General features: G+C 39.7%; 45 protein-coding genes. 44 read left to right on the top strand and 1 reads right to left on the bottom strand.

Going from position 1 to position 25029, the window contains the following annotated elements; translation table 11 throughout:
- The first annotated feature begins 17 nt into the window (after positions 1-17).
- The 19 genes from rlmH to B5G11_RS02120 all read left to right on the top strand — a co-directional run bounded on the left by rlmH (position 18) and on the right by B5G11_RS02120 (position 10202).
- A complete protein-coding gene (gene rlmH, locus B5G11_RS02205; protein ID WP_087252030.1) occupies positions 18-497 on the top strand; it encodes a 23S rRNA (pseudouridine(1915)-N(3))-methyltransferase RlmH in 480 nt (159 codons plus the stop codon).
- A 228-nt stretch (positions 498-725) separates the two neighbouring features.
- On the top strand, positions 726-1139 hold the full coding sequence (locus B5G11_RS02200; protein ID WP_087252029.1) for a hypothetical protein: 414 nt from the start codon (positions 726-728) through the stop codon (positions 1137-1139).
- Between the two features lie 207 nt (positions 1140-1346).
- Positions 1347-1898 carry a GNAT family N-acetyltransferase gene (locus B5G11_RS02195; RefSeq protein WP_087252028.1) on the top strand — a complete coding sequence of 184 codons (552 nt, stop codon included), beginning with the start codon at positions 1347-1349 and terminating at the stop codon, positions 1896-1898.
- Between the two features lie 155 nt (positions 1899-2053).
- Entirely contained in the window at positions 2054-2311 is a 258-nt protein-coding gene (locus tag B5G11_RS02190) for a hypothetical protein (RefSeq protein WP_343215458.1), read from the top strand.
- Positions 2295-2573: a DUF4160 domain-containing protein gene (locus B5G11_RS02185; protein WP_087252026.1), complete on the top strand. Its 279-nt coding sequence runs from the start codon at positions 2295-2297 to the stop codon at positions 2571-2573. Before B5G11_RS02190 ends, B5G11_RS02185 begins: the two co-directional genes overlap by 17 nt.
- Before the next feature lie 335 nt (positions 2574-2908).
- Positions 2909-3130 carry a hypothetical protein gene (locus tag B5G11_RS02180; protein ID WP_158099187.1) on the top strand — a complete coding sequence of 74 codons (222 nt, stop codon included), beginning with the start codon at positions 2909-2911 and terminating at the stop codon, positions 3128-3130.
- Positions 3131-3179: 49 nt separating this feature from the next.
- Positions 3180-3389 carry a hypothetical protein gene (locus B5G11_RS02175; RefSeq protein WP_087252024.1) on the top strand — a complete coding sequence of 70 codons (210 nt, stop codon included), beginning with the start codon at positions 3180-3182 and terminating at the stop codon, positions 3387-3389.
- A 48-nt stretch (positions 3390-3437) separates the two neighbouring features.
- Complete coding sequence (locus B5G11_RS16260; protein ID WP_158099186.1) at positions 3438-3599, top strand: hypothetical protein; 162 nt, start codon at positions 3438-3440, stop codon at positions 3597-3599.
- Between the two features lie 47 nt (positions 3600-3646).
- The gene (locus B5G11_RS02170; protein WP_087252023.1) at positions 3647-4105 is read left to right on the top strand and encodes a hypothetical protein; all 459 of its coding nucleotides are present in this window, start codon (positions 3647-3649) and stop codon (positions 4103-4105) included.
- A gap of 1 nt (position 4106) precedes the next feature.
- Positions 4107-4442, top strand: a complete 336-nt coding sequence (locus B5G11_RS02165) for a DUF3221 domain-containing protein (protein ID WP_087252022.1) — start codon at positions 4107-4109, stop codon at positions 4440-4442.
- 72 nt (positions 4443-4514) lie between these two features.
- A complete protein-coding gene (locus B5G11_RS02160) occupies positions 4515-4850 on the top strand; it encodes a hypothetical protein (RefSeq protein ID WP_087252021.1) in 336 nt (111 codons plus the stop codon).
- Positions 4851-4956: 106 nt separating this feature from the next.
- On the top strand, positions 4957-5214 hold the full coding sequence (locus B5G11_RS16255; protein ID WP_087252020.1) for a hypothetical protein: 258 nt from the start codon (positions 4957-4959) through the stop codon (positions 5212-5214).
- Between the two features lie 26 nt (positions 5215-5240).
- Entirely contained in the window at positions 5241-5636 is a 396-nt protein-coding gene (locus B5G11_RS02150; RefSeq protein ID WP_087252019.1) for a DUF1801 domain-containing protein, read from the top strand.
- Positions 5637-5953: 317 nt separating this feature from the next.
- On the top strand, positions 5954-6157 hold the full coding sequence (locus B5G11_RS16160) for a hypothetical protein (protein WP_140398848.1): 204 nt from the start codon (positions 5954-5956) through the stop codon (positions 6155-6157).
- A 224-nt stretch (positions 6158-6381) separates the two neighbouring features.
- Entirely contained in the window at positions 6382-7008 is a 627-nt protein-coding gene (locus B5G11_RS02140) for a TetR/AcrR family transcriptional regulator (protein WP_087252018.1), read from the top strand.
- Positions 7009-7011: 3 nt separating this feature from the next.
- The gene (locus B5G11_RS02135) at positions 7012-7893 is read left to right on the top strand and encodes an ABC transporter ATP-binding protein (RefSeq protein ID WP_087252094.1); all 882 of its coding nucleotides are present in this window, start codon (positions 7012-7014) and stop codon (positions 7891-7893) included.
- Positions 7890-8675: an ABC transporter permease subunit gene (locus B5G11_RS02130; RefSeq protein WP_087252017.1), complete on the top strand. Its 786-nt coding sequence runs from the start codon at positions 7890-7892 to the stop codon at positions 8673-8675. The genes B5G11_RS02135 and B5G11_RS02130 overlap by 4 nt, the downstream gene beginning before the upstream one ends.
- 119 nt (positions 8676-8794) lie before the next feature.
- The gene (locus B5G11_RS02125; protein ID WP_087167981.1) at positions 8795-9469 is read left to right on the top strand and encodes a helix-turn-helix transcriptional regulator; all 675 of its coding nucleotides are present in this window, start codon (positions 8795-8797) and stop codon (positions 9467-9469) included.
- Between the two features lie 121 nt (positions 9470-9590).
- Positions 9591-10202 (top strand): GNAT family N-acetyltransferase, encoded by a 612-nt coding sequence (locus B5G11_RS02120; RefSeq protein WP_087252016.1) that lies wholly within the window; start codon positions 9591-9593, stop codon positions 10200-10202.
- A 104-nt stretch (positions 10203-10306) separates the two neighbouring features.
- Here B5G11_RS02120 and B5G11_RS02115 read toward each other — a convergent pair whose 3' ends face one another.
- Positions 10307-10915: a hypothetical protein gene (locus B5G11_RS02115; RefSeq protein WP_087252015.1), complete on the bottom strand. Its 609-nt coding sequence runs from the start codon at positions 10913-10915 to the stop codon at positions 10307-10309.
- A gap of 353 nt (positions 10916-11268) precedes the next feature.
- On the opposite strand from B5G11_RS02115, the gene B5G11_RS02110 reads away from it, so the two are divergent.
- From B5G11_RS02110 to B5G11_RS02005, 25 genes are all read left to right on the top strand, one after another.
- Positions 11269-11718, top strand: a complete 450-nt coding sequence (locus tag B5G11_RS02110) for a hypothetical protein (protein ID WP_087252014.1) — start codon at positions 11269-11271, stop codon at positions 11716-11718.
- Between the two features lie 133 nt (positions 11719-11851).
- Complete coding sequence (locus B5G11_RS02105; protein WP_087167979.1) at positions 11852-12841, top strand: helix-turn-helix transcriptional regulator; 990 nt, start codon at positions 11852-11854, stop codon at positions 12839-12841.
- Positions 12842-13450: 609 nt separating this feature from the next.
- The gene (locus tag B5G11_RS02100; protein ID WP_087252013.1) at positions 13451-13948 is read left to right on the top strand and encodes a VanZ family protein; all 498 of its coding nucleotides are present in this window, start codon (positions 13451-13453) and stop codon (positions 13946-13948) included.
- 72 nt (positions 13949-14020) lie between these two features.
- Positions 14021-14710: a M24 family metallopeptidase gene (locus tag B5G11_RS02095; RefSeq protein WP_087252012.1), complete on the top strand. Its 690-nt coding sequence runs from the start codon at positions 14021-14023 to the stop codon at positions 14708-14710.
- A 40-nt stretch (positions 14711-14750) separates the two neighbouring features.
- On the top strand, positions 14751-15089 hold the full coding sequence (locus tag B5G11_RS02090) for a DUF3784 domain-containing protein (protein WP_087252011.1): 339 nt from the start codon (positions 14751-14753) through the stop codon (positions 15087-15089).
- 142 nt (positions 15090-15231) lie between these two features.
- Positions 15232-15558, top strand: a complete 327-nt coding sequence (locus B5G11_RS02085; protein WP_087252010.1) for a DUF3784 domain-containing protein — start codon at positions 15232-15234, stop codon at positions 15556-15558.
- A gap of 406 nt (positions 15559-15964) precedes the next feature.
- On the top strand, positions 15965-16429 hold the full coding sequence (locus B5G11_RS02080) for a helix-turn-helix transcriptional regulator (RefSeq protein WP_087252009.1): 465 nt from the start codon (positions 15965-15967) through the stop codon (positions 16427-16429).
- Between the two features lie 81 nt (positions 16430-16510).
- On the top strand, positions 16511-16768 hold the full coding sequence (locus B5G11_RS02075; protein WP_087252008.1) for a nucleoside hydrolase: 258 nt from the start codon (positions 16511-16513) through the stop codon (positions 16766-16768).
- A gap of 24 nt (positions 16769-16792) precedes the next feature.
- On the top strand, positions 16793-16945 hold the full coding sequence (locus tag B5G11_RS16245) for a hypothetical protein (RefSeq protein WP_158099184.1): 153 nt from the start codon (positions 16793-16795) through the stop codon (positions 16943-16945).
- Positions 16946-17091: 146 nt separating this feature from the next.
- Positions 17092-17502 carry a TIGR04076 family protein gene (locus B5G11_RS02070; RefSeq protein ID WP_087252007.1) on the top strand — a complete coding sequence of 137 codons (411 nt, stop codon included), beginning with the start codon at positions 17092-17094 and terminating at the stop codon, positions 17500-17502.
- Between the two features lie 20 nt (positions 17503-17522).
- Positions 17523-18164 (top strand): HD domain-containing protein, encoded by a 642-nt coding sequence (locus tag B5G11_RS02065; protein ID WP_087252006.1) that lies wholly within the window; start codon positions 17523-17525, stop codon positions 18162-18164.
- Between the two features lie 37 nt (positions 18165-18201).
- Positions 18202-18594 (top strand): DUF2500 domain-containing protein, encoded by a 393-nt coding sequence (locus B5G11_RS02060; protein WP_087167969.1) that lies wholly within the window; start codon positions 18202-18204, stop codon positions 18592-18594.
- 61 nt (positions 18595-18655) lie between these two features.
- Entirely contained in the window at positions 18656-18820 is a 165-nt protein-coding gene (locus B5G11_RS16465) for a hypothetical protein (RefSeq protein ID WP_204229557.1), read from the top strand.
- Between the two features lie 25 nt (positions 18821-18845).
- Positions 18846-19406: an AAA family ATPase gene (locus B5G11_RS02055; RefSeq protein ID WP_087252005.1), complete on the top strand. Its 561-nt coding sequence runs from the start codon at positions 18846-18848 to the stop codon at positions 19404-19406.
- Positions 19406-19867 (top strand): GNAT family N-acetyltransferase, encoded by a 462-nt coding sequence (locus B5G11_RS02050; protein ID WP_242958889.1) that lies wholly within the window; start codon positions 19406-19408, stop codon positions 19865-19867. Before B5G11_RS02055 ends, B5G11_RS02050 begins: the two co-directional genes overlap by 1 nt.
- Before the next feature lie 90 nt (positions 19868-19957).
- Complete coding sequence (locus B5G11_RS02045) at positions 19958-20344, top strand: SdpI family protein (RefSeq protein ID WP_087252003.1); 387 nt, start codon at positions 19958-19960, stop codon at positions 20342-20344.
- 2 nt (positions 20345-20346) lie between these two features.
- Positions 20347-20766, top strand: a complete 420-nt coding sequence (locus B5G11_RS02040) for a GNAT family N-acetyltransferase (protein WP_087252002.1) — start codon at positions 20347-20349, stop codon at positions 20764-20766.
- Positions 20767-20801: 35 nt separating this feature from the next.
- Positions 20802-21362, top strand: a complete 561-nt coding sequence (locus B5G11_RS02035) for a serine/threonine-protein kinase (RefSeq protein ID WP_087252001.1) — start codon at positions 20802-20804, stop codon at positions 21360-21362.
- A 13-nt stretch (positions 21363-21375) separates the two neighbouring features.
- Positions 21376-21795, top strand: coding sequence for a hypothetical protein (locus tag B5G11_RS02030; protein ID WP_087167962.1), 420 nt, complete (start codon positions 21376-21378; stop codon positions 21793-21795).
- Between the two features lie 70 nt (positions 21796-21865).
- Complete coding sequence (locus B5G11_RS02025; RefSeq protein ID WP_087167961.1) at positions 21866-22309, top strand: hypothetical protein; 444 nt, start codon at positions 21866-21868, stop codon at positions 22307-22309.
- A gap of 177 nt (positions 22310-22486) precedes the next feature.
- Positions 22487-22777, top strand: a complete 291-nt coding sequence (locus B5G11_RS16940) for an FAD-dependent oxidoreductase (RefSeq protein ID WP_343215457.1) — start codon at positions 22487-22489, stop codon at positions 22775-22777.
- Positions 22778-22787: 10 nt separating this feature from the next.
- Positions 22788-23555 carry an FAD-dependent oxidoreductase gene (locus B5G11_RS02020; protein WP_343215456.1) on the top strand — a complete coding sequence of 256 codons (768 nt, stop codon included), beginning with the start codon at positions 22788-22790 and terminating at the stop codon, positions 23553-23555.
- Positions 23548-23790 carry a hypothetical protein gene (locus B5G11_RS02015; protein WP_087167959.1) on the top strand — a complete coding sequence of 81 codons (243 nt, stop codon included), beginning with the start codon at positions 23548-23550 and terminating at the stop codon, positions 23788-23790. The genes B5G11_RS02020 and B5G11_RS02015 overlap by 8 nt, the downstream gene beginning before the upstream one ends.
- Before the next feature lie 176 nt (positions 23791-23966).
- Positions 23967-24335, top strand: a complete 369-nt coding sequence (locus B5G11_RS02010) for a nucleotidyltransferase domain-containing protein (RefSeq protein ID WP_087252000.1) — start codon at positions 23967-23969, stop codon at positions 24333-24335.
- Between the two features lie 301 nt (positions 24336-24636).
- Positions 24637-25005, top strand: coding sequence for a hypothetical protein (locus tag B5G11_RS02005; protein ID WP_158099182.1), 369 nt, complete (start codon positions 24637-24639; stop codon positions 25003-25005).
- The last annotated feature ends 24 nt before the right edge of the window (positions 25006-25029 follow it).

The raw sequence follows: 25029 nt of genomic DNA, 5'->3' as shown, positions 1-25029 counted from the left end.
AGAAAAAGGAGAACAACGTGAAAATAACACTGATTACTGTAGGAAAAATCAAAGAGAAATATCTGAAAGATGCCATCGCAGAATACAGTAAGCGGCTTTCGCGATACTGCAAGCTGGAGATCATTGAAGTGGCTGACGAGAAGACACCGGATCAGGCTAGTGAAGCGGTGGAAGAAAGTATCCGTGATAAAGAAGGGGAGCGGATTTTAAAGTACATTCGAGACGATATGTATGTGATTACGTTGGAAATTGCAGGGAAAATGCTGACATCGGAAGAATTTGCAAAAAAGATCGAACAGCTCGGGATACAGGGAACCAGCAGCATCGCCTTTGTGATCGGAGGCTCTATCGGACTGGGAAAAGACGTTCTGAAGCGTTCAGACTTTGCATTAAGTTTCTCGAAGATGACATTTCCGCATCAGCTCATGCGGGTAGTACTGCTGGAACAGATTTACAGAGGATATCGGATTATCAATGGAGAACCATATCACAAATAAGTGCGGTTTTCGCACTTGGGTGTGATATGATGGGAAGTAATAAGGCATGTAAAGTATTCGGAAAAGGAGTGGACAGAGGTTGTTCTGCTCCTTTTTTGCATATGTAAGAAAGAAAATGACAGGGAAATAAACGAATGGTATAATGAAGAAAAGATTAGGCGGCAGATTGGAATTTATGAGCAAGAAGTCCTGATTGACCAGGTTGAAGAAATATTGAGGTGTTTCAAAATGAGAAAAATCAAAATAATTTTGTGTATATCATCCTTAATTGCAATCATATTATCAAGCTGTGGAAAGCAAGGGCCGAACATTGACCTGGCGAGTATTGACATATCCGATATCGATAGCGTTGAACATACAGGAACTACAGGCGGACAGAATGGTGGATATTCATACTCTTTTTCAGAAAGCGAAAGCAACGGATTTATTAAGCTGCTGAATAAAGTGGAACTTGGGAATGTTGTGAATGAAAGAGACGCATTGTCAAACGGAGCAGTTTCTTATTATACCCTCTATTATACGGACGGAGAAACACTGACGATTAGTCCGGGACATTATTTTAAGATTGGAGACACTTATTACGAATTCAAGAATTATGATGAATTGTGGGACAAGTTTGTAGAATTTAACAGCATACATTAAAATAATGTGGGTTCTACACTACCGCAGTGGAAAATCAATACAAGAAATAGAAGAAGAAGAAAAATTACTCGGTATAAAATTTTCTAAACAATATCGAGATTTTAATGAGAAATATGGGTATCTGTCTTTTTGCGGTAATGAAATTGGGGGATAGATACGAATAATTTGAGTGGGCTGGAAAGAAATTTGAAAAGGAAGGACAAATTTATGAAACATTGTGGAACGCAAAGGTTAGAGACAAATAGATTGATTTTAAGAAGGTATGCGAATGAAGATGCTGCAGCGATGTATAAAAACTGGGCGTCAGATAAAGAGGTTACAAAATTTCTGATGTGGCCGGCTCATTCGAATCAAGAAGTAAGCCAAAGTGTAATAGAAGATTGGGTAAATCAATATTCTCATGAAAATTATTATCATTGGGCTATTGTTTTGAAAGAAAATGGAGATGAGCCGATTGGCGATATTGCTGTTGTAAATATGAAAGAAGAAATTTCAATGGTACATATTGGTTATTGTATTGGAAGAGCATGGTGGCATAAAGGAATTACGTCAGAAGCATTAAAGGCGGTTATGCATTTTTTGTTTGATGTAGTAGATGTAAATCGGATTGAATCAAGGCATGACCCGAGAAATCCAAATTCGGGGAAAGTGATGAAAAAATGTGGGATGAAATATGAGGGGACTTTACGTAGTGCTGATTGGAATAATCAAGGCATTTGTGATGCCTGTTATTATGCGTTGTTAAAATCAGAACGCTAGCTTATTTTGTGGACTATATGGTGCAGTATTACTTTTTTATACAATAAAAACGAAATAAATAAATCCTAATTTGAAAGTATAGTTAATGGGATATAATATAAACAATAAGTATCGTGTAAGAAGTAGGGAGGATTGATAATATGATGTATCCTTTTATGACATTGAATGATGAAACTGAAATTGTACATTCTGACATGCAGGGAAATGGGACAGTAAAAGTGTATATTGAGAGACCGGATGAACAATATGGTTTTAAACATGCTACATGCTGGCTTCCGCATTATAAGTGGGAGGATATCTATCATTTTTCAGAAGAAGAGATTAAGCAGTTTGAAGAAATAATAAGATCAACGGCACATCTTATTATGGAGTTTTCTCAGGAAGGAGGCTTTGAGAATGCCTCAAATCTTTAGAATGGGAGAATACTGGATTTATTTCTGGACAAATGAAAATAAACCTGTTGAACCGATTCATGTACATATCGCAAAAGGAAAGCCTTCCGAAAATGCAACAAAGGTATGGATTACCAGTGCAGGGAAATGTCTCCTCTGCAATAATAATTCAAGAATACCATCACATACGTTGCGCAATATTATGAGAATGATTGAGGCACGTAGTGCTGATATTCTTCAGAAATGGTTTGCATATTTTGGAGAGATAAGCTATTATTGTTAATTTTCATTAAATCTCATTCAGATATGTTATGGAGAGACATATCACAAGTAAGTGAGGAATTTTCGCATTTGGGTGTAGAATTAACGGACGGTCTGTTACTTTCGCATGGAATAAGATATGAGTTTTAACCTTCAAATCTGCCGGTGCTCTTAAAGATATGCTATGTGTTTACTATGCAGAAAGAGAAACACAAAATGATACTGGATTGTAAAAAACGATAAATCCTAAATTGTTGAACGGAAAATTGGAATTTAACAGAGGAGGTGTATATGGGAGCGTGGGTTGATTTTTCGAACCGCATAGAAATAGGGAATCGGTCATGGAACAATGGGGCAATGCAGATATACGGATACGAAGAACTGACAGAGGAGTTCGTCAGAAATATTATTGCGTCGCCTGGAATCAGGCATATCCAGATTACGGAGAATCTTCCGAGAAATGCATATAAAATGATTGACAGGATTTTGGAAGAGCGGGCAGATATGTACTTTCGTATTTACAGCATGGGAGAAAAAGAGCCTGTAGATCTGAACTTTCTATCCGCTGGAACGGGATGAACGACCTGAGTTTGCTGAGCGGGTTTGAACAGCTGCGGAAGCTGGAACTTTGGTGGATAATGAAACTGGAGGATATTTTTTCATCAGTACATTGACCGGTCCGCAGATACTGAAGCTGATGGATCTGAAGTGGATAAAGAGCCTGCCAGATCGTTTAGGGTTGAAGGACTTGAAAGAGATCGGCATAAATAATGTTCCACTGGATATGAACAGGATTCCGGATGAAATTCGGAAGTTGATCCACCCGACATGGTTATGAGGAGAAATGCGTCTGCATGGAAAAAATAAATTTGAGGAGATAATATACATGAAAAAAGAAGTTGTTTTATGGTTGATTGTGATTGTCGTAATACTGGAATTGATGTTATCTGAACCCGCAGGAACAATCATTCCACTTATAATTTTAGTTCCGGTTTTCATATATCTTATCGTTGATATAATTAAGAATGGAATTAGATGGAAAAAGTAAAAAATTCAGTTTGTTAAGCTGACAAATCATGATTTGGAGATATGAATATGAAGACTTATAAGCTGCCTTGTGATTGGCAGATCTCTATACCCGATAACTGGCAGGGAGAATATGATAAAGATGATGGTCAATGCGTGTTTTATCCTGATAACAGCGATTTGACAATTCGTATAACGCCGTTTCATGCAGAAAGAGATGGTGTGCCTGCTCCAATAGAGGTGATGGAAAACGCGTATATCAGAACAATTCCAATGTCAGCAAAATTGCGAGATGCACATTTACTTAATCCGGATGGATTTACGGTAAGAATGTACGAGGGTACACTGCTGGAAGAAGGAAAAAGGGTTTATGTTATTTATATAGGATATTATTCTGCAGGGGAACTATTATCTATCAATGTATACGGCACAAATAAAACCGAATGCGAACAAGCCTTAAATATCATAAAAACAGTAAAAATGCGATGTTTTGAGAATGAGAAAGGTGATCGGGGTGAAACGATTTAATATGGCAGTAATAGCTGCTATTACCTGTGCTTGTTTAATACAGTTATCCGGATGTGCAAAGGATATAAACTATATCGTAGATCACGAGCCAAGTGTAAGAGGAACAGTAAGGGAAACTGATGAAGAGTATATCGTTATCGATGTAAGTGAAGAGGATGAAGTATATGACAGTTATGCCAGTCTTGAGGTATCTCTTGATGTTGAAAGAAAAGACAGCATGACAAGTTTTCGTGTTGGAGATGAAGTAGCCGTATATTATGATGGAAATATAGCAGAAACTTACCCGGCCCGGATCAATAAAGTCTATGCAATCCTTTATATAGGCGACCCGGAATGAAGCTTAGAGTTGCTAAGGATTACGTTTTTTGCATAAAGGGTAGTTTATCAATGATAAAGGGGGATCTGCAAGATGAAAAAGATGTTAATTATCATTGGAATTTTGGCAGTACTGCTCGTGGGGTGTGAAAAAACTGATATTGCCCAAACCTACAAGAAATCAGAAAATGATGGAATTTATTATACATATTATAAAATGAAAGATGGAACATGTAAATGCGATGATAAAACATATCAATACAGATTGGAGCTAACCGGTAGATTGCCTAATGCTGTAACAGATAGTTGTTATGTTGTACTTACGGACAATGAGAATTTAACTTTTGAAGATATATCAAATAGCTTGCTTGGCAGTTTGCTTGAGGATAGCAAGGCGATGCATGGTTCTGTCCTTGTAGAATGGAAATAACTTCGTATTTAAGATTTGAACTCCTGATTATCAGCGATTCAACACCGGTGCAACCTAAAGTTGACAAAGTGCACTTCAGGAAATATAGAAAAAGAAAAATTATACTATGGTTGCTATTCCTTGTACGATTTTATTTGTACTGGGGCTTCTAATTCTTGCCTTAACTACAAGAGGATATTTTTCATGGTCGGAATATCATTCATTTATATTTCTTGGTTTTGGTGTTGGATTTTTAGGGTTTGTTTATTCCGCAGGAGTTATGGAGGCATATGAGCTATTGGTGAATAACGCACAGTATTCTACACGCTTCTTCTTTAAACCAAAGAGGAAGTTGAGAGAAAAGGTTGATACAATGTTGAGATAAATTCTGGTTTATGGAGGAAACGAAGTATGTGGATATGCCCAAAATGTGGAAGAGAATTTAAAAGAACAAATCAAGGTCATTATTGTGGGAAAGCACCTGAAACAGTAATAGATTATATAGATTCGCAACCCATAGAGACACGCACCCATTTAACAGAAATGATGACTATATTACAAAATAGTGTTCCGGGCGTAAATGAACGTATATTATGGAGTATGCCGTATTATGAGAAAGAAGGAAAATCCATTTCCTTTTCCGCTTGTAAAAATCACATCAGTTTTTATGTGGGGGTTGAAGCTATTGAAAAATTTGGGTTGGAATTAAAAGAAGTTGTTACTAGGAAAAATGCAATATATTTTCTTTATGACAGAGAGCTGCCTGCAAAATTGATTGAAAATATTACAAAATGGTGTTTAAGCTGATTTGATAAATACTAAGTTGTCTAAACGAAGGTTGAAATTTATTATACGCAACTTTTGGTTGACGAATATTGAGTTACAAAAATTAAAATCGGAAGTCACGGAAGATGAGTACAAATATACAATCAATGAAGCTGAAAAGAAGCATTTTTCGTATTGGCTGATAATTATTGTTCCTTTTATAATGGCACTGGTTGTATTAATGTTTTACTATTACTTTTACCAAGGATAAATATAGGTGATACAGAGTAAAGAATAGTGTCTGTTAAGAACTAAGATTTTTGTGCGAGAGTTAGTTTGCTAATTGAAAGGTGATGGAAATGAAGAATTATACAACAATATCGAAGGCGGCATTAGCAATATGTATAGGTTTAATTATTTTATCTGTGGTAAATGGGATTACGGGATTTATAAATTCTGCTATTTCATTTAGCGGAACAGCAATCTGCATTCTTGGATTTTCCATAGCGATATTTGCGATTACAATATTAGAGAAAGAAAGAGCAAAAAGGAAACACGGATAACAGATGGCAAAAAGAAATCTTGAATATAGAGGTGGCTGTAATTTGAAGGAGTGGATCTTAAGACGCAGTTTAGAAGAGAGTGGACAGGTAATGTTCTGCTCTTTTTTGTATGCGCAGAGGATGGTATCTTTTATATTTCTTTGAAAAAATACAGAATAAGGTCTTCTCAAAAATGGTCAACTATATATAATAAAAATTAACCAAGTTGGTCAAAAGGAGGATTCATGAACGAAAAGTTTTATAGTCTGCCAAAGGAAAAACAACAGGCAATTATCAATGCCGGCTATCGGGTATTCTCACAGAACAGTTATAAAAAGAGCCCGATGCAGGAGGTCGCTGATGCAGCAGGAATCAGTAAGTCGCTTCTTTTTCACTATTTTCAAAATAAGAAAAAATTTTATATGTTTCTCTGGACGACCTGCGGCAGAATTTCTATTTCTACAATGACGGCTTATGGATGTTATGACCGCAGAGATCTGTTTGAAATGATGGAACGGGGATTGAGGGCAAAAATGCATATTATGAAAAAATATCCCTTTATGGGGAACTTTGTGATCCGTGCCTTTTATGAAACCGATCCTTCTATTCAAACGGAAATCGAGAAGAGCTATGCCAGATTGATTTCTATGAAAGCTGCCCCGTCGTGGGCTAATCTAGAGCCGGATCAGTTTGTTGAGGGCGTGGAGCCTGAGAGAATTCTCAGGGAAATGTATCTTGTCTCAGAGGGATATCTGTGGGAACTACAGAAGAAGGGTTCTCTGCAGACAGAAGAGGACATCGAAAAAATAGAAGCGGACTTCCGGGAAATGATTGCATTCTGGAAAAAGATATATCTGAGAAAGAAGGGTTAAATGATGAACGCAATACGAACAGAGGGGCTTACGAAATATTATGGAAGGTCCCGGGGAATTGTTGATCTTGATCTGGAGGTATGTGAGGGTGAATTCTTTGGATTTATTGGTCCAAATGGAGCCGGAAAAAGTACGACGATCCGTATTCTGATGGGACTGATACAGAAAACTCATGGCAGCGCATGGGTACTGGAAAAGGATATTTCCAAAGAAAAAGAACAGATTCTGTCTGAGATCGGTTATCTTCCCTCAGAAGCAGTTTTCTATCCGGATATGCGAGGTCGGGATCTGATCCGCCTTTCGGCGGAGCTGCACCGGAAAGACTGCCGTAAAGTATCCGCTGATCTGTGCGAGCGTCTACAGCTGGATACTTCTCGACGGATCGGCGAGCTTTCGTTTGGAAACAGAAAGAAACTGGCTGTTATCTGTGCCCTGCAGCATGATCCAAGACTCTGCATTCTGGATGAACCAACCGGAGGGCTGGATCCTCTGATGCAGCGGGAATTCTTTGAAATACTGAAGGAAAGAAACAAGAAGGGCATGACAGTATTCCTTTCCTCACATATCCTCTCCGAAGTCCAGCGCTTTTGCGGCCGGGCTGCGATTATACGGGAGGGCAGAATTATAGCTTCCGGAAGTGTGGAGGAACTGGCACGTACAAACGCAAAACGGATTTCTGTCCGGGGAAATTTTGACCCTTCCGGTCTGCCGGATGTACGGGATCTGCAGAAGGCTGATGACTCCACCAGTTTTCTGTACAATGGTGATATCAATCTGCTTCTGGACAGACTTAGCCGGCAGCGAATTATGGATCTTAGCATATCTGAACCGGATCTGGAAGAGATTTTTCTTCATTATTATACGGAAGGAGAGGAACAGGTATGACAATCTTCAGACATGAACTGCGTCAGGGCCGGACAGCTCTGATTATATGGACTGTATCCATCGCATTTCTTTTTGCGGTATGTGTTTTTTTATTTCCAGAGATGAAGGGAGAAATGGATCAGGTCAGTGACGTTTTTTCGACCATGGGGAATTTCAGTGCTGCCTTTGGCATGGATCAGGTAAGCTTTGGTACCTTGACCGGTTTCTACGCTATTGAATGTGGAAATATCCTTGGACTTGGAGGAGCTTTGTATGCCGCCATGTGCGGGATCTCAATGCTGTCCAAAGAGGAAAAGGGGCATACGGCGGAATTCCTTCTGACCCACCCGGTCAGCCGGAGACGAATCATGAGTGGAAAACTTGCGGCGTTATTTTTTCAGATTATGGTCCTCAATGCCTTTGTACTGCTCATCTCAATAATCTCCATTTATGCGGTGGGGGAAGATATTCCCTGGAAAGAGATTCTCCTGCTTCATCTGGCCTATGCTCTATTGCAGATAGAGATTGCTTCCATATGTTTCGGTATTTCAGCCTTTCTGCGGAAAGGAAGTCTGGGAGTCGGTCTTGGACTTGCGATTATACTCTATTTTCTTAATATTATTGCAAATATATCTGAATCCGCTGAATTTCTGAAGTATATTTCTCCGTACGGTTACGCAGAAGGTACAGAAATTGTAACAAATATAAGCCTGGACGGAGTAATGGTAGTGCTGGGAATGCTCTATGGAGCATGCGGGATTGCTGCAGGCTATATGAAATACAATAGGAAAGATATTCTATAGAAAACGGATTTGAGACATCCAGACAAGCGTGTCGGGTTGAAAATACGGCATTTTCTCACTTTGTGTCGTGTAAATAATCGGACTTTTGACATACTCTGTTACTCAAGGAGGTATGGTGAATGGATCAGAAAAAGACAGGTCAGTTTTTGAAAACGCTGCGTAAAGAAAAAAATATCACGCAAGAAGTGCTGGCAGAAGCTTTAAATGTATCCAGCAGAACAGTATCCAGATGGGAAACAGGAAGCAATATGCCGGATATCAGTTTGCTTGTCGAACTAGCAGAGTTCTATCAAGTTAGTATACCTGAAATTATTGACGGAGAAAGGAAAAGTGAGAAAGTGGAGCAGGAAACAAAAGATACAGCAATAAAAATGGCAGAATACAGTAAAAATGAGCTTAATACAGAAAAAATGAAAATAATAAGTGTTTTTCTCATGACATTTGGGGCATTTATTATGATATCTTCTTTTGCAATCTTTCCAAGTGAAAGTAGTTGGGGAAGCATTTATGCAATAATTGGCGGAATGATACTAACAGCAGGAATTTATTTTAGACTGAAACCCGTGCTGCTGAAAAGAAGTTTGCGAATAGTATGTATTGCCGGATGCGCTGTTGTGTTATTTGGAATATTTACAGTTTCAGATTATATTGCAGTTTCACAATTTCATCAGGTTCCACGGTTCAGCTATGAGAAATCCTATGGAGAAGATATAGTCGAACATAAAACATTATTTTATACGGTTATTCAAAAAAATCCAGGAACTGAAAATGAAAACGTAGAAATTGAAAAATGATTTCATACCGATTTCAGTTAGGCTGGTAAAAGTTATGTTATAGAAGAAAATGACAGGATACCTAGTGAATGATATAATAAGGAAAACGGCTTAAAAATTGAGACATAAGCGGGGGAAAGTTTTGAGAATAGAAATCAGAGACTTGCGAAAAAAGGACTATAAAAAAGCGATACAATTTGCAATTACAGGGATGCATTTTGACTGGTATTTAAATAATAAATTTTTGCTCAATGCGTATGGACGGTATTTTTGGTATCTTGAACTGAACCGCGCGACACAGAGTTTTGCGGCCTATGTAAATGGCAAATTTGCAGGTGTTTTGCTGGCAGAAATTAAAGGTGAGAAAAGGAAACAGCAAAGTGTACTGGGAAAAATTTATGTTGGACTGGTTGGCATGATCCAGAGAAAACTTTTTAAGGGTGGGGCAGGTCTTTATGAAAAGACTACAAAAGAACAATTAGCACACTATTTGAAGTCCTATACGCCGGATGGGGAAATTCTTTTCCTTGCTGCCGATCCGGACTGTAAAATCAAGGGAATAGGTACAGCACTTCTCCATGCTTTGGAAGCAAAAGAAAAAGGGAAAACGTTTTATCTATACACAGATGATGTCTGTACCTATCAGTTTTATGAACATAGAGGATTTGAGCGGGCAGAAGAAAAGAAAATCGTATTAGAAATGCCAAAAGGGAAAGTTCCGTTAAGATGCTTCCTTTACAGTAAGAAACTGTAATATATGCAGGCTTATAAAGGAAGAGTCATTGACAGGCATGGATGTCAAAACATTCTGACAGGGAAAATCCGGCATGTCAACGTGCTTTGCCATACGATCGCTTATTAAAATGACGCAATTGCACATATTATACCTGCGAAGATTAAAAATACTCCTGCTAGGCGGTACAACATGAGTGCCAGATCCGAAGGTTCTGCGTTTTTATACCACCAACCACGAAAGAGATACCATACGCTTCTTGCTCCAAAAAAGTTCCACGCTCCAACGCCAATTAGTGCTAATGCAAGAAGTATGGATGGTGAACCGTTATTACTGGTTCCTCGTGCATTGTCTATTACCCCCTCGATACTATAATTGAGGGAGAACAGGTCAATATAGCCTTTGTTTTTTCTTTCAATCGAATTATACTCTGCCGGCGTGGCAAATCCTCCGTTAATTTCTGTTTGGGAAAATACATATCCATCGGGGTAGTTAACTGTAAAAACAATGCTATTTCCGGGAACTCCATACTCAAATGTATACGTTCCGTTTTCCGAAGTAATTGTTCCGGCAGATAAGTTATTTTCATCCAATGTGATAGTCAGAGATTGTCCATCAATTTCCACTACCTCTGAATAAGGATCTGATTTCGCAGTATTGCTATTACAAGCACCTAAAACAAGCGCTAAAAGCATCACGACTATCAGAACGCATTTGCGTTTTATGTTTGCCATATTGATGTCCCTCCTCCACGTTCTAAACGGCTGCCCTTGAATTTGGCAACCTCAGTTAAATCCTATTTTAGTTCTTACGCAATGGTGTCGTTAAAGTCCGCCGGTTTAAATGGTTTATTCCACTATCCAGCCCCTTTTTTATTATGGTTCCATTTTATCACAATTCCGGGAGCGTGGAAATAGGGGGATTATCAGGAAGATTTCTGACCTTGCGGATATACGGGACGGACGGTCATTTCGGTGTAGACTTAGGTTAGTCCATCATTGATAACACGCCCACGTTTATGATACAATTTCTATAGAGTAAAAGTATTGTAAACGTGGGGCCTTTCTTTAGAAGGGAGGAAAAACCGATGTCAAACTATCTGAATTATCCGGAAGAGAGCACGAACATCGTAAAAAGCAGAAAGAAACTGTCAATGATAATTTTAGCTGCTGTATATCTCGGAGTCTGGGTGGTTTCCCTGATTTCATTCTGGTTTTTCGGCAGAGGGTCAGATGCGATGGGGTACAGCATTATGTGTCTGTGGATACTGCTCCCTGCAACTACCTTCATTCTTTCGCTGATCATCGGAAAGAACGATTATTGGGGACAGAGAAAATGGCTTATTACCATTGGATTTGGACTGATGTATATGCTTGCGGAATATGGAACATTCAGCGCGGCTAATATGATTACGTTTCACAAAATCAATCTGCCGGAATTTATTATGATACCAGCAGGTACAATGATTTCTCTGATTGGAATGGGAATCGGCACGAGGATTCGTCGGGGGCATGATCAAATTAAAAAGAAGAGATGAAAGAAAGCGCAATAAGCGGGGTTACAAAAGATGCAACTGCCAGTTGACACATTGAAAAGCACCGATTGGTAGCATGCAACTGCAAAAAAATCTAAAATCAGGCTATAAAAAATAATGCATGGGAGGATTCTATATGATTTTTGCAGAAAAATTGGTCCGGCTTCGTAAAAAAGCAGGATGGTCACAGGAAGAACTGGCAGAACAGATGAATGTATCGAGACAATCCGTTTCGAAATGGGAAGGAGCCCAGTCGGTTCCTGACCTGGAGAAAATGATACGCCTGTCAAGACTTTTCGGTGTCAGCACAGATTACTTATTGAAAGACGAGATCGAAGAGACGGGAGCGATTCTTACTGATATGGAAGAAACATCGGTAAGAAATGTGTCCATGGAAGAAGCCAACGCGTTTCTTTCAGTAAAGGCAGAAACTTCAAAGACGATTGCCGGGGCTACATTTTTATGTATTCTTTCACCGGTGTGCCTCCTTCTATTAGGAGCTGCCAGTGAAATCGCAAGCCTGAATGTGTCGGAGAATACTGCAGGCGGTATCGGTATGATTGTTATGTTGGTCATGGTTGCAATCGCTGTGGCAATATTTATACACAGCGGCAGCAAAACGGCGCCGTATGAATATCTGGAAAAGGAAGTATTTGAGACAGAGTACGGCGTGACCGGGATGGTAAAAGAGCGTAGAGACCAGTTTAAAAGTGATTATGTGAGAAGCAATATGATCGGTGCATGTCTTTGCGTAACGGCTTTGATCCCGTTGTTTGGCGGTGTAGTTATTAATGAAGACAACGACCTGCTTATGGCTTTGATGCTTTGTATTTCATTTGTAATCGCCGGAATTGGTGTTGTTTTCTTCATCACAGTCGGGATTATTTGGGAAAGCTTTAAAAAACTGCTTCAGGAAGGAGATTACACAAGAACGAAGAAAGAGCATCGTTCTTTCCAATCAGTAATTACAACCGTATACTGGTTGGTCGCAACAGCAATTTATCTGTCATTTAGTCTTCCGACAGAAAGCTGGAAAGAAGGATGGATTGTCTGGGTGATAGCTGCCGTATTATTCCCGGCGGTGATCGCCATTGCGAATGCAATAGAGAACAATAGGAGAAAATAGATGCAAAGGGAGAGCAGACAAATCAGGATCTGCTCTCTTTTTTCACGTAAGGGATATGACAGGAAGAATGGCGGGTGATATAATAAAGAAAAAATGACTGTCAGATGAGATGAGGGGGAGGAAGAGAAGGATGAGTTGGGAAAACTATGAAAATGCAATGGAATTGGCTAAAAATGCAGATTTTATACGACTGCATCTGGAAAAACGACAGCAGAAATTCAAAATGCTGAAAAACTGCTGGGTGTAAAATTTTCTAATCAGTTTTGGGATTTTAATGCGAAATATGGTTACTTGTCTTTCTATGGAAATGAGATTTTCGGCGCAGATCCTGATCATCTTGATGAGATGGAGGGGAACTGTGTATTGTGATGATGGAATATAATGGAGTGGAATATATCCACATTGAAACGTTGGCAGAGGATTTCGGTGATTTTGTTCTGAAATTAGTAAAGGAAGAACTGGATCGTTAGAGCCGCCTTGCAGGTGAACAGGGGATTGCACAGTTAAAAACATGATGGAGAGCGGATCTTCATAAATTATTTGGAAATCATTAAAGGGAAACCAAATACTTTTTGCTATTTTTAATACAAAAAGAAAGGTGGAATCAGAATGAAATCCAAAAAATTTACTATGGGACTGCTGATATTTTATTTAATTGTTTTGACATGGATCATCATTTTTAAGTTACAGTTTTCCTTTGAAAATTTGCCGCACATAAGAAATATAAACTTAATTCCATTTGGCGAATCTGTCATTATAAACGGGAAAATGAACTTCGGCGAAATTATTCAAAATGCGTTGGCATTTATACCCTTTGGCGTATTGATGCATGTGCTTTGGGAAGAAAAGCCCCTGATAAAGCAGATGGCACCTGTTGTTGCAGTAAGCCTTTTATATGAAATCATTCAATTCCTTTTTGCTGTCGGAGCAACGGATATTACAGATGTGATCGCAAATTCCCTGGGAGGAATGATCGGAATTATTATTGCAGTCTTTATTTCGAAACTGTCAGCAAAACACTGGATAAAAATAATTAATATAGTCAGCATCAGTTGCGCAATCGTCTTAACTGCGTTTATAGCGATGCTGATTTTGGCCAATATGTAATTTGGTTTAAATAAGTTTTTCTATAATCACTGCTTATGAATAGAGTCAATCATATATTACGGGAGGTACAGTATGACTAATCAAGAAGTGCAGTTCATTGCAAAACAGACAATGGATTATATCAAGAACGTCATAACGCCTGGAATGAAGCTGACGCAAGTAAGGAAAATGTGTGAAGAGAAAATGCTGGAACTGGGTGCGGACTCTTTTTGGTATTGGGATATTGGAACATTCATTTTTTCGGGCGATGAAACAACAAAATCTGTTTCAGGAAAAGAATATGAGACGGCTGACAAATATATAGAAGAGAATGATATAGTGACCATTGATCTGAGCCCTCAGCGTAATCATATTTGGGGAGACTATGCCAGAACAATCATCATTGAAGAAGGCAAAGTCATTGAATCATTGGATGCTGTTCAAAATGAGGAATGGAGAGAAGGTCTGGCTCTTGAGCAGATGCTTCATCAGGAGCTCATAGACTTCGTAAACGATGCCACAACATTTGAAGAACTATATTATCATATGAACAGAAAGATTGCTCAAGCGCACTTTATCAACCTTGATTTTCTGGGAAATTTAGGTCACTCGATTGAGAAAAAAAGTGAAGATCGGATATACATAGAAAAAGGTAATCAGACGAAACTGATTGATAAAGAATACTTCACTTTTGAGCCGCATATCGCAAAACAGGATTCCATGTTCGGCTATAAGTGGGAAAATATTTATTATTTTGAAGATGGAAAACTGAAGGCATTGTAATATTAATAAACTTGTTTCCGTTTTCCGGGGAGAAGAATTTATGAAATTATCAGATGTTTCTTCGGGACCTGACTGGCTGATCTGGATTTTGATTATAGTGCTTTTCGCAATATCGGTTACACTGCTTTCCGGGCATGGAAGCTGGATGATTGCAGGATATAATACAGCGACAAAAGAGGAAAAAGCAAAATATTATGAGAAGAGACTGTGCAGAACAATGGGAGGTGGGATGGCAGTGATCACGGTTCTCCTGTTTGTGATGGGCATGTATGAAGAGAAGCTGCCTGTAGAATTTGCCTATGTTGCAATCGGAATCATTTGCGTCGACGTTTTTGTTATTATGGTTCTTTCAAGTACCATTTGTAAAAAGAGATCATAAGAACAAATGCATAATATGTTGCTCTTCTATCTGGAAAGCGGATAAATAAAGTGACAAAAAATAATCTGGTGTTATAATATATAAAAATAGTTCTGTAAATTTAAAAATATCAAACTAAATATTGGAGATTGGAGGAATGGTTATGGATAATCTTATGTATTTAATTGTAATGTGGATAGCAGCAATACTATTTATTATCATTGGTATCTATGCAATGAACAGAAAAAAACCGATGTGGCTTTGGTCTGGTTCCCCAATTTCTGAATCTGATATCAATGATGTGAAAGCGTATAATCGAGCAATAGGGAAGATGTGGTGTGTATTTTCTATACCTATGTTTGTGGGTGGAATTGTGGAATTTATTTTACCAATTTCTTCGATTTTAATTTTACTGCTGACTTGTACTGTGGGTATCGGTTTCGTTGTTTGGTATTATCATAAAATAGAAGAAAAATACTTTGTGAAATAGTAAATGGAAAGTTGGATCAGAGAAGGTATGACAGATGAAACTTGGAATTTTTATAAGTAGCAGAAAATGTTCATGGACCATTGTTGGAATTGGAATTATATTAAGCATACTGGCTTTTCAGCATTTCACTGGAGCATTCCTGATCTAAAACCATAAACGCCGCCGTATGGGAACACCATAGTGGCGGTTTTTCTTTTTGGTTCCTCTCCTGTTCAGATGGAAGGAAATCAATGACAGAATATTTACCGGATGGTATAATAATTAATAAAACGCTGGGATTGGGAGTAGGATCGGGTGTCCGATCAGAATCCGCAATTCCACGTAAATTCTCCAAACAAGAGGTCGTGTTTTGAGCGGAAAAAGGATATTCTTCCATTAAGATTGATAGAAAATGGAGGTAGATCGAATGAATCAACTTACTACAGGAAAATTTCTGGCGCGAAAAAGGAAAGAGAAAAATCTGACGCAGGAGCAGCTGGCAGAGAAGATCGGTGTATCGAATAAAACAATTTCAAAATGGGAGACCGGTAAATGTATGCCGGATTATGCTGTTGTAAAAAGCTTATGCGAGGAACTGGAAATCACAGTCGCGGAGCTGATGGATGGAGAAGAAGCAGAAGAGAAAAGTGTTCGTTCCTATGATGAAGATCAGATTATGGATCTGCTAAGGCGGACACAGGAGTTGGAGAAACAGCAAAAGCTGTTATATGGGATTCTGCTGATTGTAATGGGAATTGCCCTGCAGGCCTGTTCCTATACGTTGGGAGGAACCGATATAAAAGACTTTCTCTCCGGGATTCTCCTGGGATTAGCCGTGGGAGAGATGCTGGTTGGGGTTTACATGCTTGGCAGAACCATTGCCGGGCATTAAAAATGATATTTAAGGAGGGGGCTCATGGGAATTTCAATACACTCTTGTATCAATGATTAAAATACAGGAGAAGATTAAAAAATGGAAAAAAATTTACTGGATACAGATATTGGTGGAGATATCGATGATGCGATATGCCTTGCCTACTTATTGAAAGAGCCGCAGTGTGATCTGATTGGGATCACAACGGTCTGTGGTGAGCCGGAAAAACGGGCGGCGGTTGCTGACGCAGTCTGCAGGACTGTGGGGAAAGAGATCCCGATCGTGACAGGGCTTGACAGTACGATGCAGCCGGTTCCGGTCTATCCGACGCCGGACGGTGCGGAAGCGTTGAAATGATTTGTTCTGCGTTCGCAAAAAGTGATGGATCAGACTTTTGCGTATCTGGGGTCAAAAGAGAAAGCCTTGAATCCGGAGGAATATGTACTGCTTCAAATCGGGCAGGAGAAAACCGAACAGCAGATGCTCCGCACTGCAGAGCAGTGGGCTGGACAGAACATAAAAAAAGAAGAATAGAAACATTATAAGGGAGCGGACAGTCTGGTCTGCTCTCTTGCTTTCTGTTGTAAAAAGAGGATGTTTATCTGCATGATGGATGGTATAATAGTGAATATAAATCAGAAAAGGAAATCCAAATTTATAAAGAACAGGAGATAAAAGCGATGCAGCATGAATGTAAAATTACAGTATTAGAAACAAAAGTATTTCCTGAGTATCAGGAGAAGTATCTTGCTGATCCGAAATCAGGACCTTGCCCGTTTTTCAAGAAAGGGGATACATTTGTCTTAAAAAGAACAAATGAACAGGATGATTTCTATCATCTGATGAACGGAAAATTTTGTGGTGAAGCATGGGATGCGATCAGCAGATATGTGTATACCGCATTACAGGGAGGCTCCATTATGCGCAACTGGACAAATGATGACAGAATGATGATTGCCTGCTGTAACGACGGTACAAGACCGGTGATCTTCAAGATCGAAAGAATTGACATTCCGGAAACGGAAGAAGAAAAGGAATGGCTTGAAAAACAGAATTTCAAAAATGATGCCAGCGATGCCTACACAGGCTGATTGGAAAAGGAGGCCCGCTTATGGAAGAAGCTGTGATTCAAAAAGCAATTCAGTATATTAAAGAGTATTTTGCTGATGACTACAGTGGACATGATTACTGGCATTCGTTTAGGGTCTATAAACTGGCAGAAGAAATTGCCAGGAAAGAGCAGGCGAATCTTTTTATTGTCCGCCTTGCGGCACTTTTGCATGATGTAGATGACAGAAAAATATCTCCCGATACTTATGAAAGAAAGGAAAACGCAGTTTCTTTTATGAAACAATGTGGCATAGATGACAGAATTATTTCTGATGTCTGTACCATCATTGAAGATGTTTCTTATGAGGGAAATTCCGTGACACCACAGAGTTTGGAAGGAAAGTGTGTGCAGGATGCAGACAGAATTGATGCTATCGGGGCAATCGGTATTGCACGTGCCTTTTCCTATGGCGGAAATCATAATAGAGCCATGTATGATCCTGAGATAGAACCGTCTCTGAATATGACAAGAGACGAATACAGAAAGCATATCTCAACAACCATAAACCATTTTTATGAGAAGCTTTTTCGCTTAAAAGAGCTTTTGAATACCTCGACTGCAAAAGAAATTGCAGAGCACCGGGACAGGTTTATGCATGAGTATGTAGATGAATTCCTCCTTGAGTGGGTGGGAAAACGGTAACAGGGAAAAGTTTATTTATACAGAAAGAGGGAAGAAGATGTATACAGAATTTGATACAGCATATGGATTATTTGAAGGCATGTTTGCTATTGTTTTTATTCTGGTGATTGGATCATTTGTTGTCATGGCAGTAAAAGGACTTAGCACCTGGAATAAAAATAACAACTCTCCTAGACTGACAGTGTCGGCTGTTGTGGTCGCAAAACGTTCTGATGTGTCTTATCATCATCATGCAAATGTAAACCATACCGCTCATGTTGCTTCCAACACGATCTATTACGTCACTTTTCAAGTGGAGAGCGGAGACAGGATGGAGTTTTCGGTCAGCGGAAGCGAATATGGAATGCTGGTGGAAGGGGATCAGGGAAAGCTCTCTTTTCAGGGAACAAGATATCTATCTTTCCAAAGAGAAGGACAGCAGGAAGAATAATAAAAAATAGAACTGGAAGAAAAGATGCGGAACAGTGGCAGAAGTGAAGGAGGGAAAATCTGTGAAGAATAAAAAATCCGATGATAATAAAGAGAATAATAAACTCGCCATTGGACTTTGTCTTGGACTTTCATTTGGCCTTTTATTTGACAATCTGGCATTAGGGTTATGTCTGGGTGTAGCGTTTGGATGCATGCCGGATTTTAAAGGAAAAGGGAAAAAATAAATGAACTGAAAGGCGGGTTATTATCATGCATGGAATGATTATTCTGGGCCCTGCGGGATCGGGAAAAACGACGTTGGGTAAGTATGTTGCCGACAAAATGGAGATTGCTTTTCTGGATATTGATGAATATATTTGGCGGAATGATACGGAAAAGCCATATTCGGTCATGTATTCAAAAGAGGAAAAAATCCGTAATCTTATGGGAGCGGTACAGAAAACGGAGGAATTTGTTATGGCCGGTTCCATGAACAGTTTTCATGAGTACTTTGATCCTATGTTTTTGCTGGCAGTTTATCTGATAGCAGATGCAAAAGTCCGTGTAAAACGCATCCACGAAAGAGAACAGAAAGAGTTTGGCGCCCGCATTCTGCCCGGCGGAGATATGTATGAGGAACATCAGCAGTTTCTAAATGATGCAGCAAATTATGATGGAAATGCAGCATCCTGTAACAAAAGCCAGCATGAGTTATGGCTGAATCAGATAGGATGTCCGGTGCTGAAACTCGATGGAGAAGATTCATTAGAAAAGAATACAAAAGTAATTATAGAAACATATCGGCGTTTATCTTCGGAGGTAAAAAAGTGATGCAGATCAGAATTGCAAATGAAAACGACGTGGAACCATTAAGGAGGCTGTACCGGGAACTGGAAGCTGACGGAGTAAAATATCAGCCCGAACATTTTGTCGTTGGTTATCGGAGTGACGATTTTTTTCGGGAGATCTTTGAGAGCGGGAATCAGGATATTCTTGTGGCAGAAGAAGAGGGAACAGTGATTGGATTTTCTCATGTTATGATTCTGAAACAGAAAGAAGTGGCGTGTTTAAAACCACAGACAGTCGTATACATACAGGATCTGGATGTATTGGAGAGTGAGAGAAGCAAAGGAATCGGAACACTTCTCATGAATGCAAGTAAGGAATATGGAAAAAAGCACGGTGCGGATTTTATCAGAACACAGGTTTTCCCTCAAAATACAGAGGGAATCCGATTTTATGAACGGAACGGTTTTCGCGAGATGATGAAAACGATCGAGTGTCAGTTTTAATAAGTAGTTTGGAGCGGAAGGATTGTTTGCGGGACATCATCCGGATAATAAAGTATCATCCTTCTTATGAATGGAAAGGAATAAATTTGTATGGGATTCTGGATGTTTATGTTTCTGATGACTCTGTGGATACCTCTTACCATGATTGGGCTTGGAAGATATTTTCAGAAAAAGGCGCCGAAAGAGATCAATGCAGCGTTTGGCTACCGCACAAAGCGGTCTATGAAAAACAGAGATACATGGACATTTGCCCACAACTATTTTGGAAAACTCTGGCATATTTGCGGAAGTATATTACTGCTACCTTCCATTCTTGTCATGCTGTTCGTAATTGGAAAATCAGAAGATGCAATTGGAACAGCCGGAGGAATTCTCTGCGTGATCCAGATGATTTTTCTGGTAGGACCGATCTGGCCGACGGAAAGGGCGCTGAAGCACATGTTTGACAAGAAAGGGAACAGAAAGCAGGAGGGATAAGGATGGTGAAAATCAGATACGCGGAATACTCCGATAAAGAATATTGGTTTAGTGTTGACCAGCATATGCCGGAATCGGAATTTGAACATAAGGTGCAGACAAAGAGGGCCTATATTCTATGCTTGAACGATAAACCAATCGGGCTTTTAAGATATAATCTGTTCTGGGACAATACGCCGTTTTGTACGCTTCTTTTTATCGAAGAAGAGTATCAGAGAAAAGGATATGGAAAACAGCTGATGGAGTACTGGGAGCAGGACATGAAACGGCAGGGATATGGTATGCTGTTAACATCCACGCAGGTGGACGAAACGGCACAGCACTTTTACCGGAAACTTGGATACAAAGACTGTGGAGGGTTTGTGATTGATATTCCTGCCTATGCACAGCCGATGGAACTGTTTCTGATCAAGGAAATTTAGACAGGATAGGCCCCTAAAAAGGAGAGCAAAAGTGTATGGACAAAATACTGGATGTAAATGAAAAAACATATGAAGTGATCAAACTTCTGGGAAAAGGTAAAGGCGGATATTCCTACCTGGCATCAGACGGGAAACATGAAGTAGTGGTAAAACAGATTCATCATGAGCCGTGTTCCTATTATAGGTTTGGCGATAAACTGGAAGTGGAGATTAGGGACTATAAGCGGTTGAAGGAAATTGGAATAATGATTCCTGAAATGCTGGATGTTGACAGAGAGAAAGAGAGAATTGTAAAAGAATATATTGCCGGAGATACAGTATTTGAAATGGTGAGAAAGGGCTGTCTTCCTGACACTTGTCTGGAACAGGTGAATAAGATGTGCAGGCTTCTCTACAGGGAAGAAATCAATATTGATTATTTCCCGACTAATTTTATCCTGCAGGACGGGATTTTGTACTATGTAGATTACGAATGTAATGCCTATATGGAAGAGTGGAACTTTGAAAACTGGGGAATCAGGTACTGGTCAAAAACACCGGAATTTATCAGGTATGTAGAAGAACAGGAAAAAGTGACCGCTAAGCAGGCAAACTGAAAGGAGAAAGACCATGCTATTTAAGAGAAAAAGATTTGGGATTGTTTTTTTGATCCTGTTGCTTTTGCAGGGATGCAGTAACGGAGGGGATGTAAGTAAAGTACAGATTGATTATGGACAATCTTCGATATATTCGCGGGAAGATATGGATTCTGCAATTCAAAAAATAAAAGAAGAATTCAAAACCTGGAAAGGAGCAAAGCTTCTTTCGGTGTCATATACGGATGATAAACGGGCAGAAGAAGAACTTTCTTATTGTAATGAATTAAAAGATGGTGCGGATTTTAGTGAGTGTATTGTTTTTGAATCTGTTTTTCATTCCCCAAAGAAAGATAGTGGTGCATGGAATCCGGATCAGGATTATACAGGATGGCAATGGTATCTGGCAAGAAGTGGAAAGGAAGACTGGGAATTACTCACATGGGGATACTGATCAATTATATGGCACATGTGAATGGCGGAAAAAGTAAGTCAGATGAAATGAGCATAGATGGAGGCATTTTATGTGTTCAATTTGTGGTTTGGACTGTTGCAAGGAATGCAGCAGAAGAGAAGAATGTGGCGGATGCCAAAAAGTAGACGGACATCCTTTTGGCGGAACATGCATTGCTGCTGAATGTATTAAACGTGGTGGACAGGAAGAGTTTTTGAAGTTAAAAGATACACTGATCTCGGAATTCCATGCATTAGGAATAGAGGGGCTTGAAGTAAAAGAGCTTCATTTATTGAATGGCTTTTTTGTGAATTTGGAATACCCGCTCGCAAATGGTCAGTCTGTAAAATTGCTTGAAGATAAGAAAATCTATTTGGGAAATCAGATCGAAAGGCCTGGTTCGGACCGCTGCTATGGAATTGTCGCGGATGAATCTTATCTGCTTGTATGCGAATACGGCTGCAATGGTACAGATCCTGAAATTATCATATATAAAAAGCGCAATACTGTGTGATGCTTTTGGAATGAATAGTGGGAAATAGGATGGAAAGAGAACATGGATGCAGGATGATATCTGTACTATGTTCTTTTTTGTTCTTAAGCCGGAATTTCTGGTAGGAAAAATAAAGAACAAGTATGAAATCTTTTCCTCCTGGAAATCTTATGAGTAAAAGGATTCAGGAGGCGAATGATGGAATCGATATGGACTCAGACCTGTAATCATCGAGAAAAAAGGCCGGCTTTGGACAGGCAGATAGAGGCGGATGTGGCTGTAATCGGCGGAGGAATGGCGGGGATTCTGACTGCATGGCAGCTGGAACAGGCCGGAGTCCGTACCGTTGTTCTAGAGGCAGATCAGATCGGTCAGGGACAGACGAAAAATACCACTGCTAAAATTACGGTTCAGCATGGATTGTTCTGTCATACATTTCTTGAGAAAAGCAGATTGCATCGTTTTTGCTGCACATTTTCCATTCATTAATTTCCCGGGTATGTATTTTACAAGAATGCATCAGGAGCGCTCCTATGTACTTGCGCTGGAGAATACCGGAAGAATAGAGGGAATGTACATTGGGGACGGAGAAGAGAAGCTTTCATTCCGGCAGTATGATCGTTATCTTCTGCTTGGCGGACAGGGGCACCGGACCGGAGAAAATAAAAGTGGAGGATGCTATCAAAAGCTGAAAGAAGCCGCGCAGGCATATTACCCGGACAGCCGCGTGGCGGCCTGCTGGTCTGCTCAGGATTGTATTACGGCGGACAGTATTCCGTTTATCGGAGCGTATACGTCTGACAGACCCGGATGGCTTGTGGCATCTGGATTTCAGAAATGGGGTATGAGCTCGTCGATGGCATCGGCAATGCTTCTTTGTGACAAGATCTGTAATATCGAAAATCCGTATGCCGAAACCTTTGCTCCATCTAGATTTTCGACAGAAGAGATCCCACAGATAGCAAGAGACAGCGGACACGCAGTGAAAGGACTGGCCAAACGTTTTTTTCATGTGCCGGAAGAAACTGCAAATGTGCTGAAGCGAGGGTACGGGGCCATAGTTGAGACATCTCAGGGGAAGATGGGAGTGTACAAATCAGAGGAAGGGGAAATGTTCAAAGTAGATATTGTCTGCCCGCACCTGGGATGTGAATTGACGTGGAATCCGGATGAACAGTCCTGGGACTGTCCGTGCCACGGTTCCAGGTTTGATGTTAGAGGAAATCTGTTAGACGGGCCGGCGCAGGAGGGAATTCAATATGAATAATTATTTTTACGGATGGTATTTTCGGTGTCAGGGAGAAGACGGGAGCATGGCTGTCATTCCGGCTGTGCATTTGTCAGAAACAGAGGAATCCTGTTCGATTCAGGTTATTACAAAAAACGGAAGCTATTACAGAACATTTCCGATTCAGGAGTTTCGAATCAACAGGGAAAAAGGGAGCATGAAGATTGGAGAAAACCTGTTTTCCAGAAAAGGAATCCGAATTGTGCGGCAATAGAATTTGAACGAAAAACAGGAGCTTGAGAAGAAAATTATTTTATAGTCATTAAGGAACGCTTCGTCGGGGCGTTCCTTTTGTGCTTTTGATTTGGCAAAAAGAAATGACAGTCCGAAGCCTGGATGATATAATATTAGAAACGTCAGTTGATAGTATGATGGATCGGAGGTTGTTTTTTGAAACAGGTAAAAGTATACAAAAAAGAATATGAAAAACTTCCAGTAAGGTTTCAAAAGAAACTGGAAAGCGACCTGAACTACCTGATAAAAGCGGAAATCCCAGGATTGAAAAAAATATATCTTTTTAGAAGCTGCGCCAGAGGGGAAGTTCGAAGCAGCAGTGATATCGACCTCCTGATTGTAACGAAAACTCAGCTCATGGACAGGTCATTGAAGGCAGATGTTCGATGGACATTAGACGAGGACTTGGATGGTGTAAGGACGGATGTGCTGTTTACTTATGAAGAAGGATGTCTGTCCAGTCAGGTTTTTCAAAGAGAAGTAGAGAAAGATAAAAAATTAATTTTGGAGGTGATAGAAAGATAAAAAATACCTATATAGATATTGCAGAAAATGATTTGCAATATCTGGAATCTGTACTGAAAACAGGGAGTACAGTGAATAAATTAAAAAATCTTGAACTTTAAATCCGGTAGGAAAGCAGGGAGAAGAGATGAAGACCAAAAGAAGAAAAAATGTGGTAATTCTGAGCGGAGCGGACGGACCTACAAGTATCTTCCTTGCAGGAAAAAGAAAAAGGCTGTCGTTGATAGAATGGTTCAAAGACTGGCGAAATCAAAGAAAGCAGAAAAAGATCAAAAAAACAATTACGGTAAATCCGCATAGCATGGAAGAAGTGATACGATATGCCAAGGCAAAGTATCATGCAGTGGAGTTAACCTCTGATGCAAGGAATTTTATAGAGGTACGCAGGTCGCACAAAGAAGGACTTGTATTTCTGAAAAGACCCGATCCAGAGGATGAACTACCGATGGATTTTCATTTGTATGAAATACGGAAAGGAAATGAAGAAATTGAGATGGCGGTTGATTTTTATTGGAATATCCTGAACATTTCTCATCAGGGTAACCGGAAAACATGGAAACAGGGAGAGGAGATCGTCAAAGACCTTTACAGGTATTATAGTGTTACCAGAAAAGATGTGGAAGAGAACTCTGAGCGATATAAAAATCTGGTGAGAATATTAAGCGAATGAATTTCCGGGCTTAGCAGTAGAAAC

It is taken from the genome of Drancourtella sp. An57 (assembly GCF_002161525.1).
GTDB classification, from domain to species: Bacteria; Bacillota; Clostridia; order Lachnospirales; family Lachnospiraceae; genus Sellimonas; species Sellimonas catena.
Note: the sequence above shows the minus strand (reverse complement) of the source record. Positions and strands in the feature narration are given on the sequence as shown.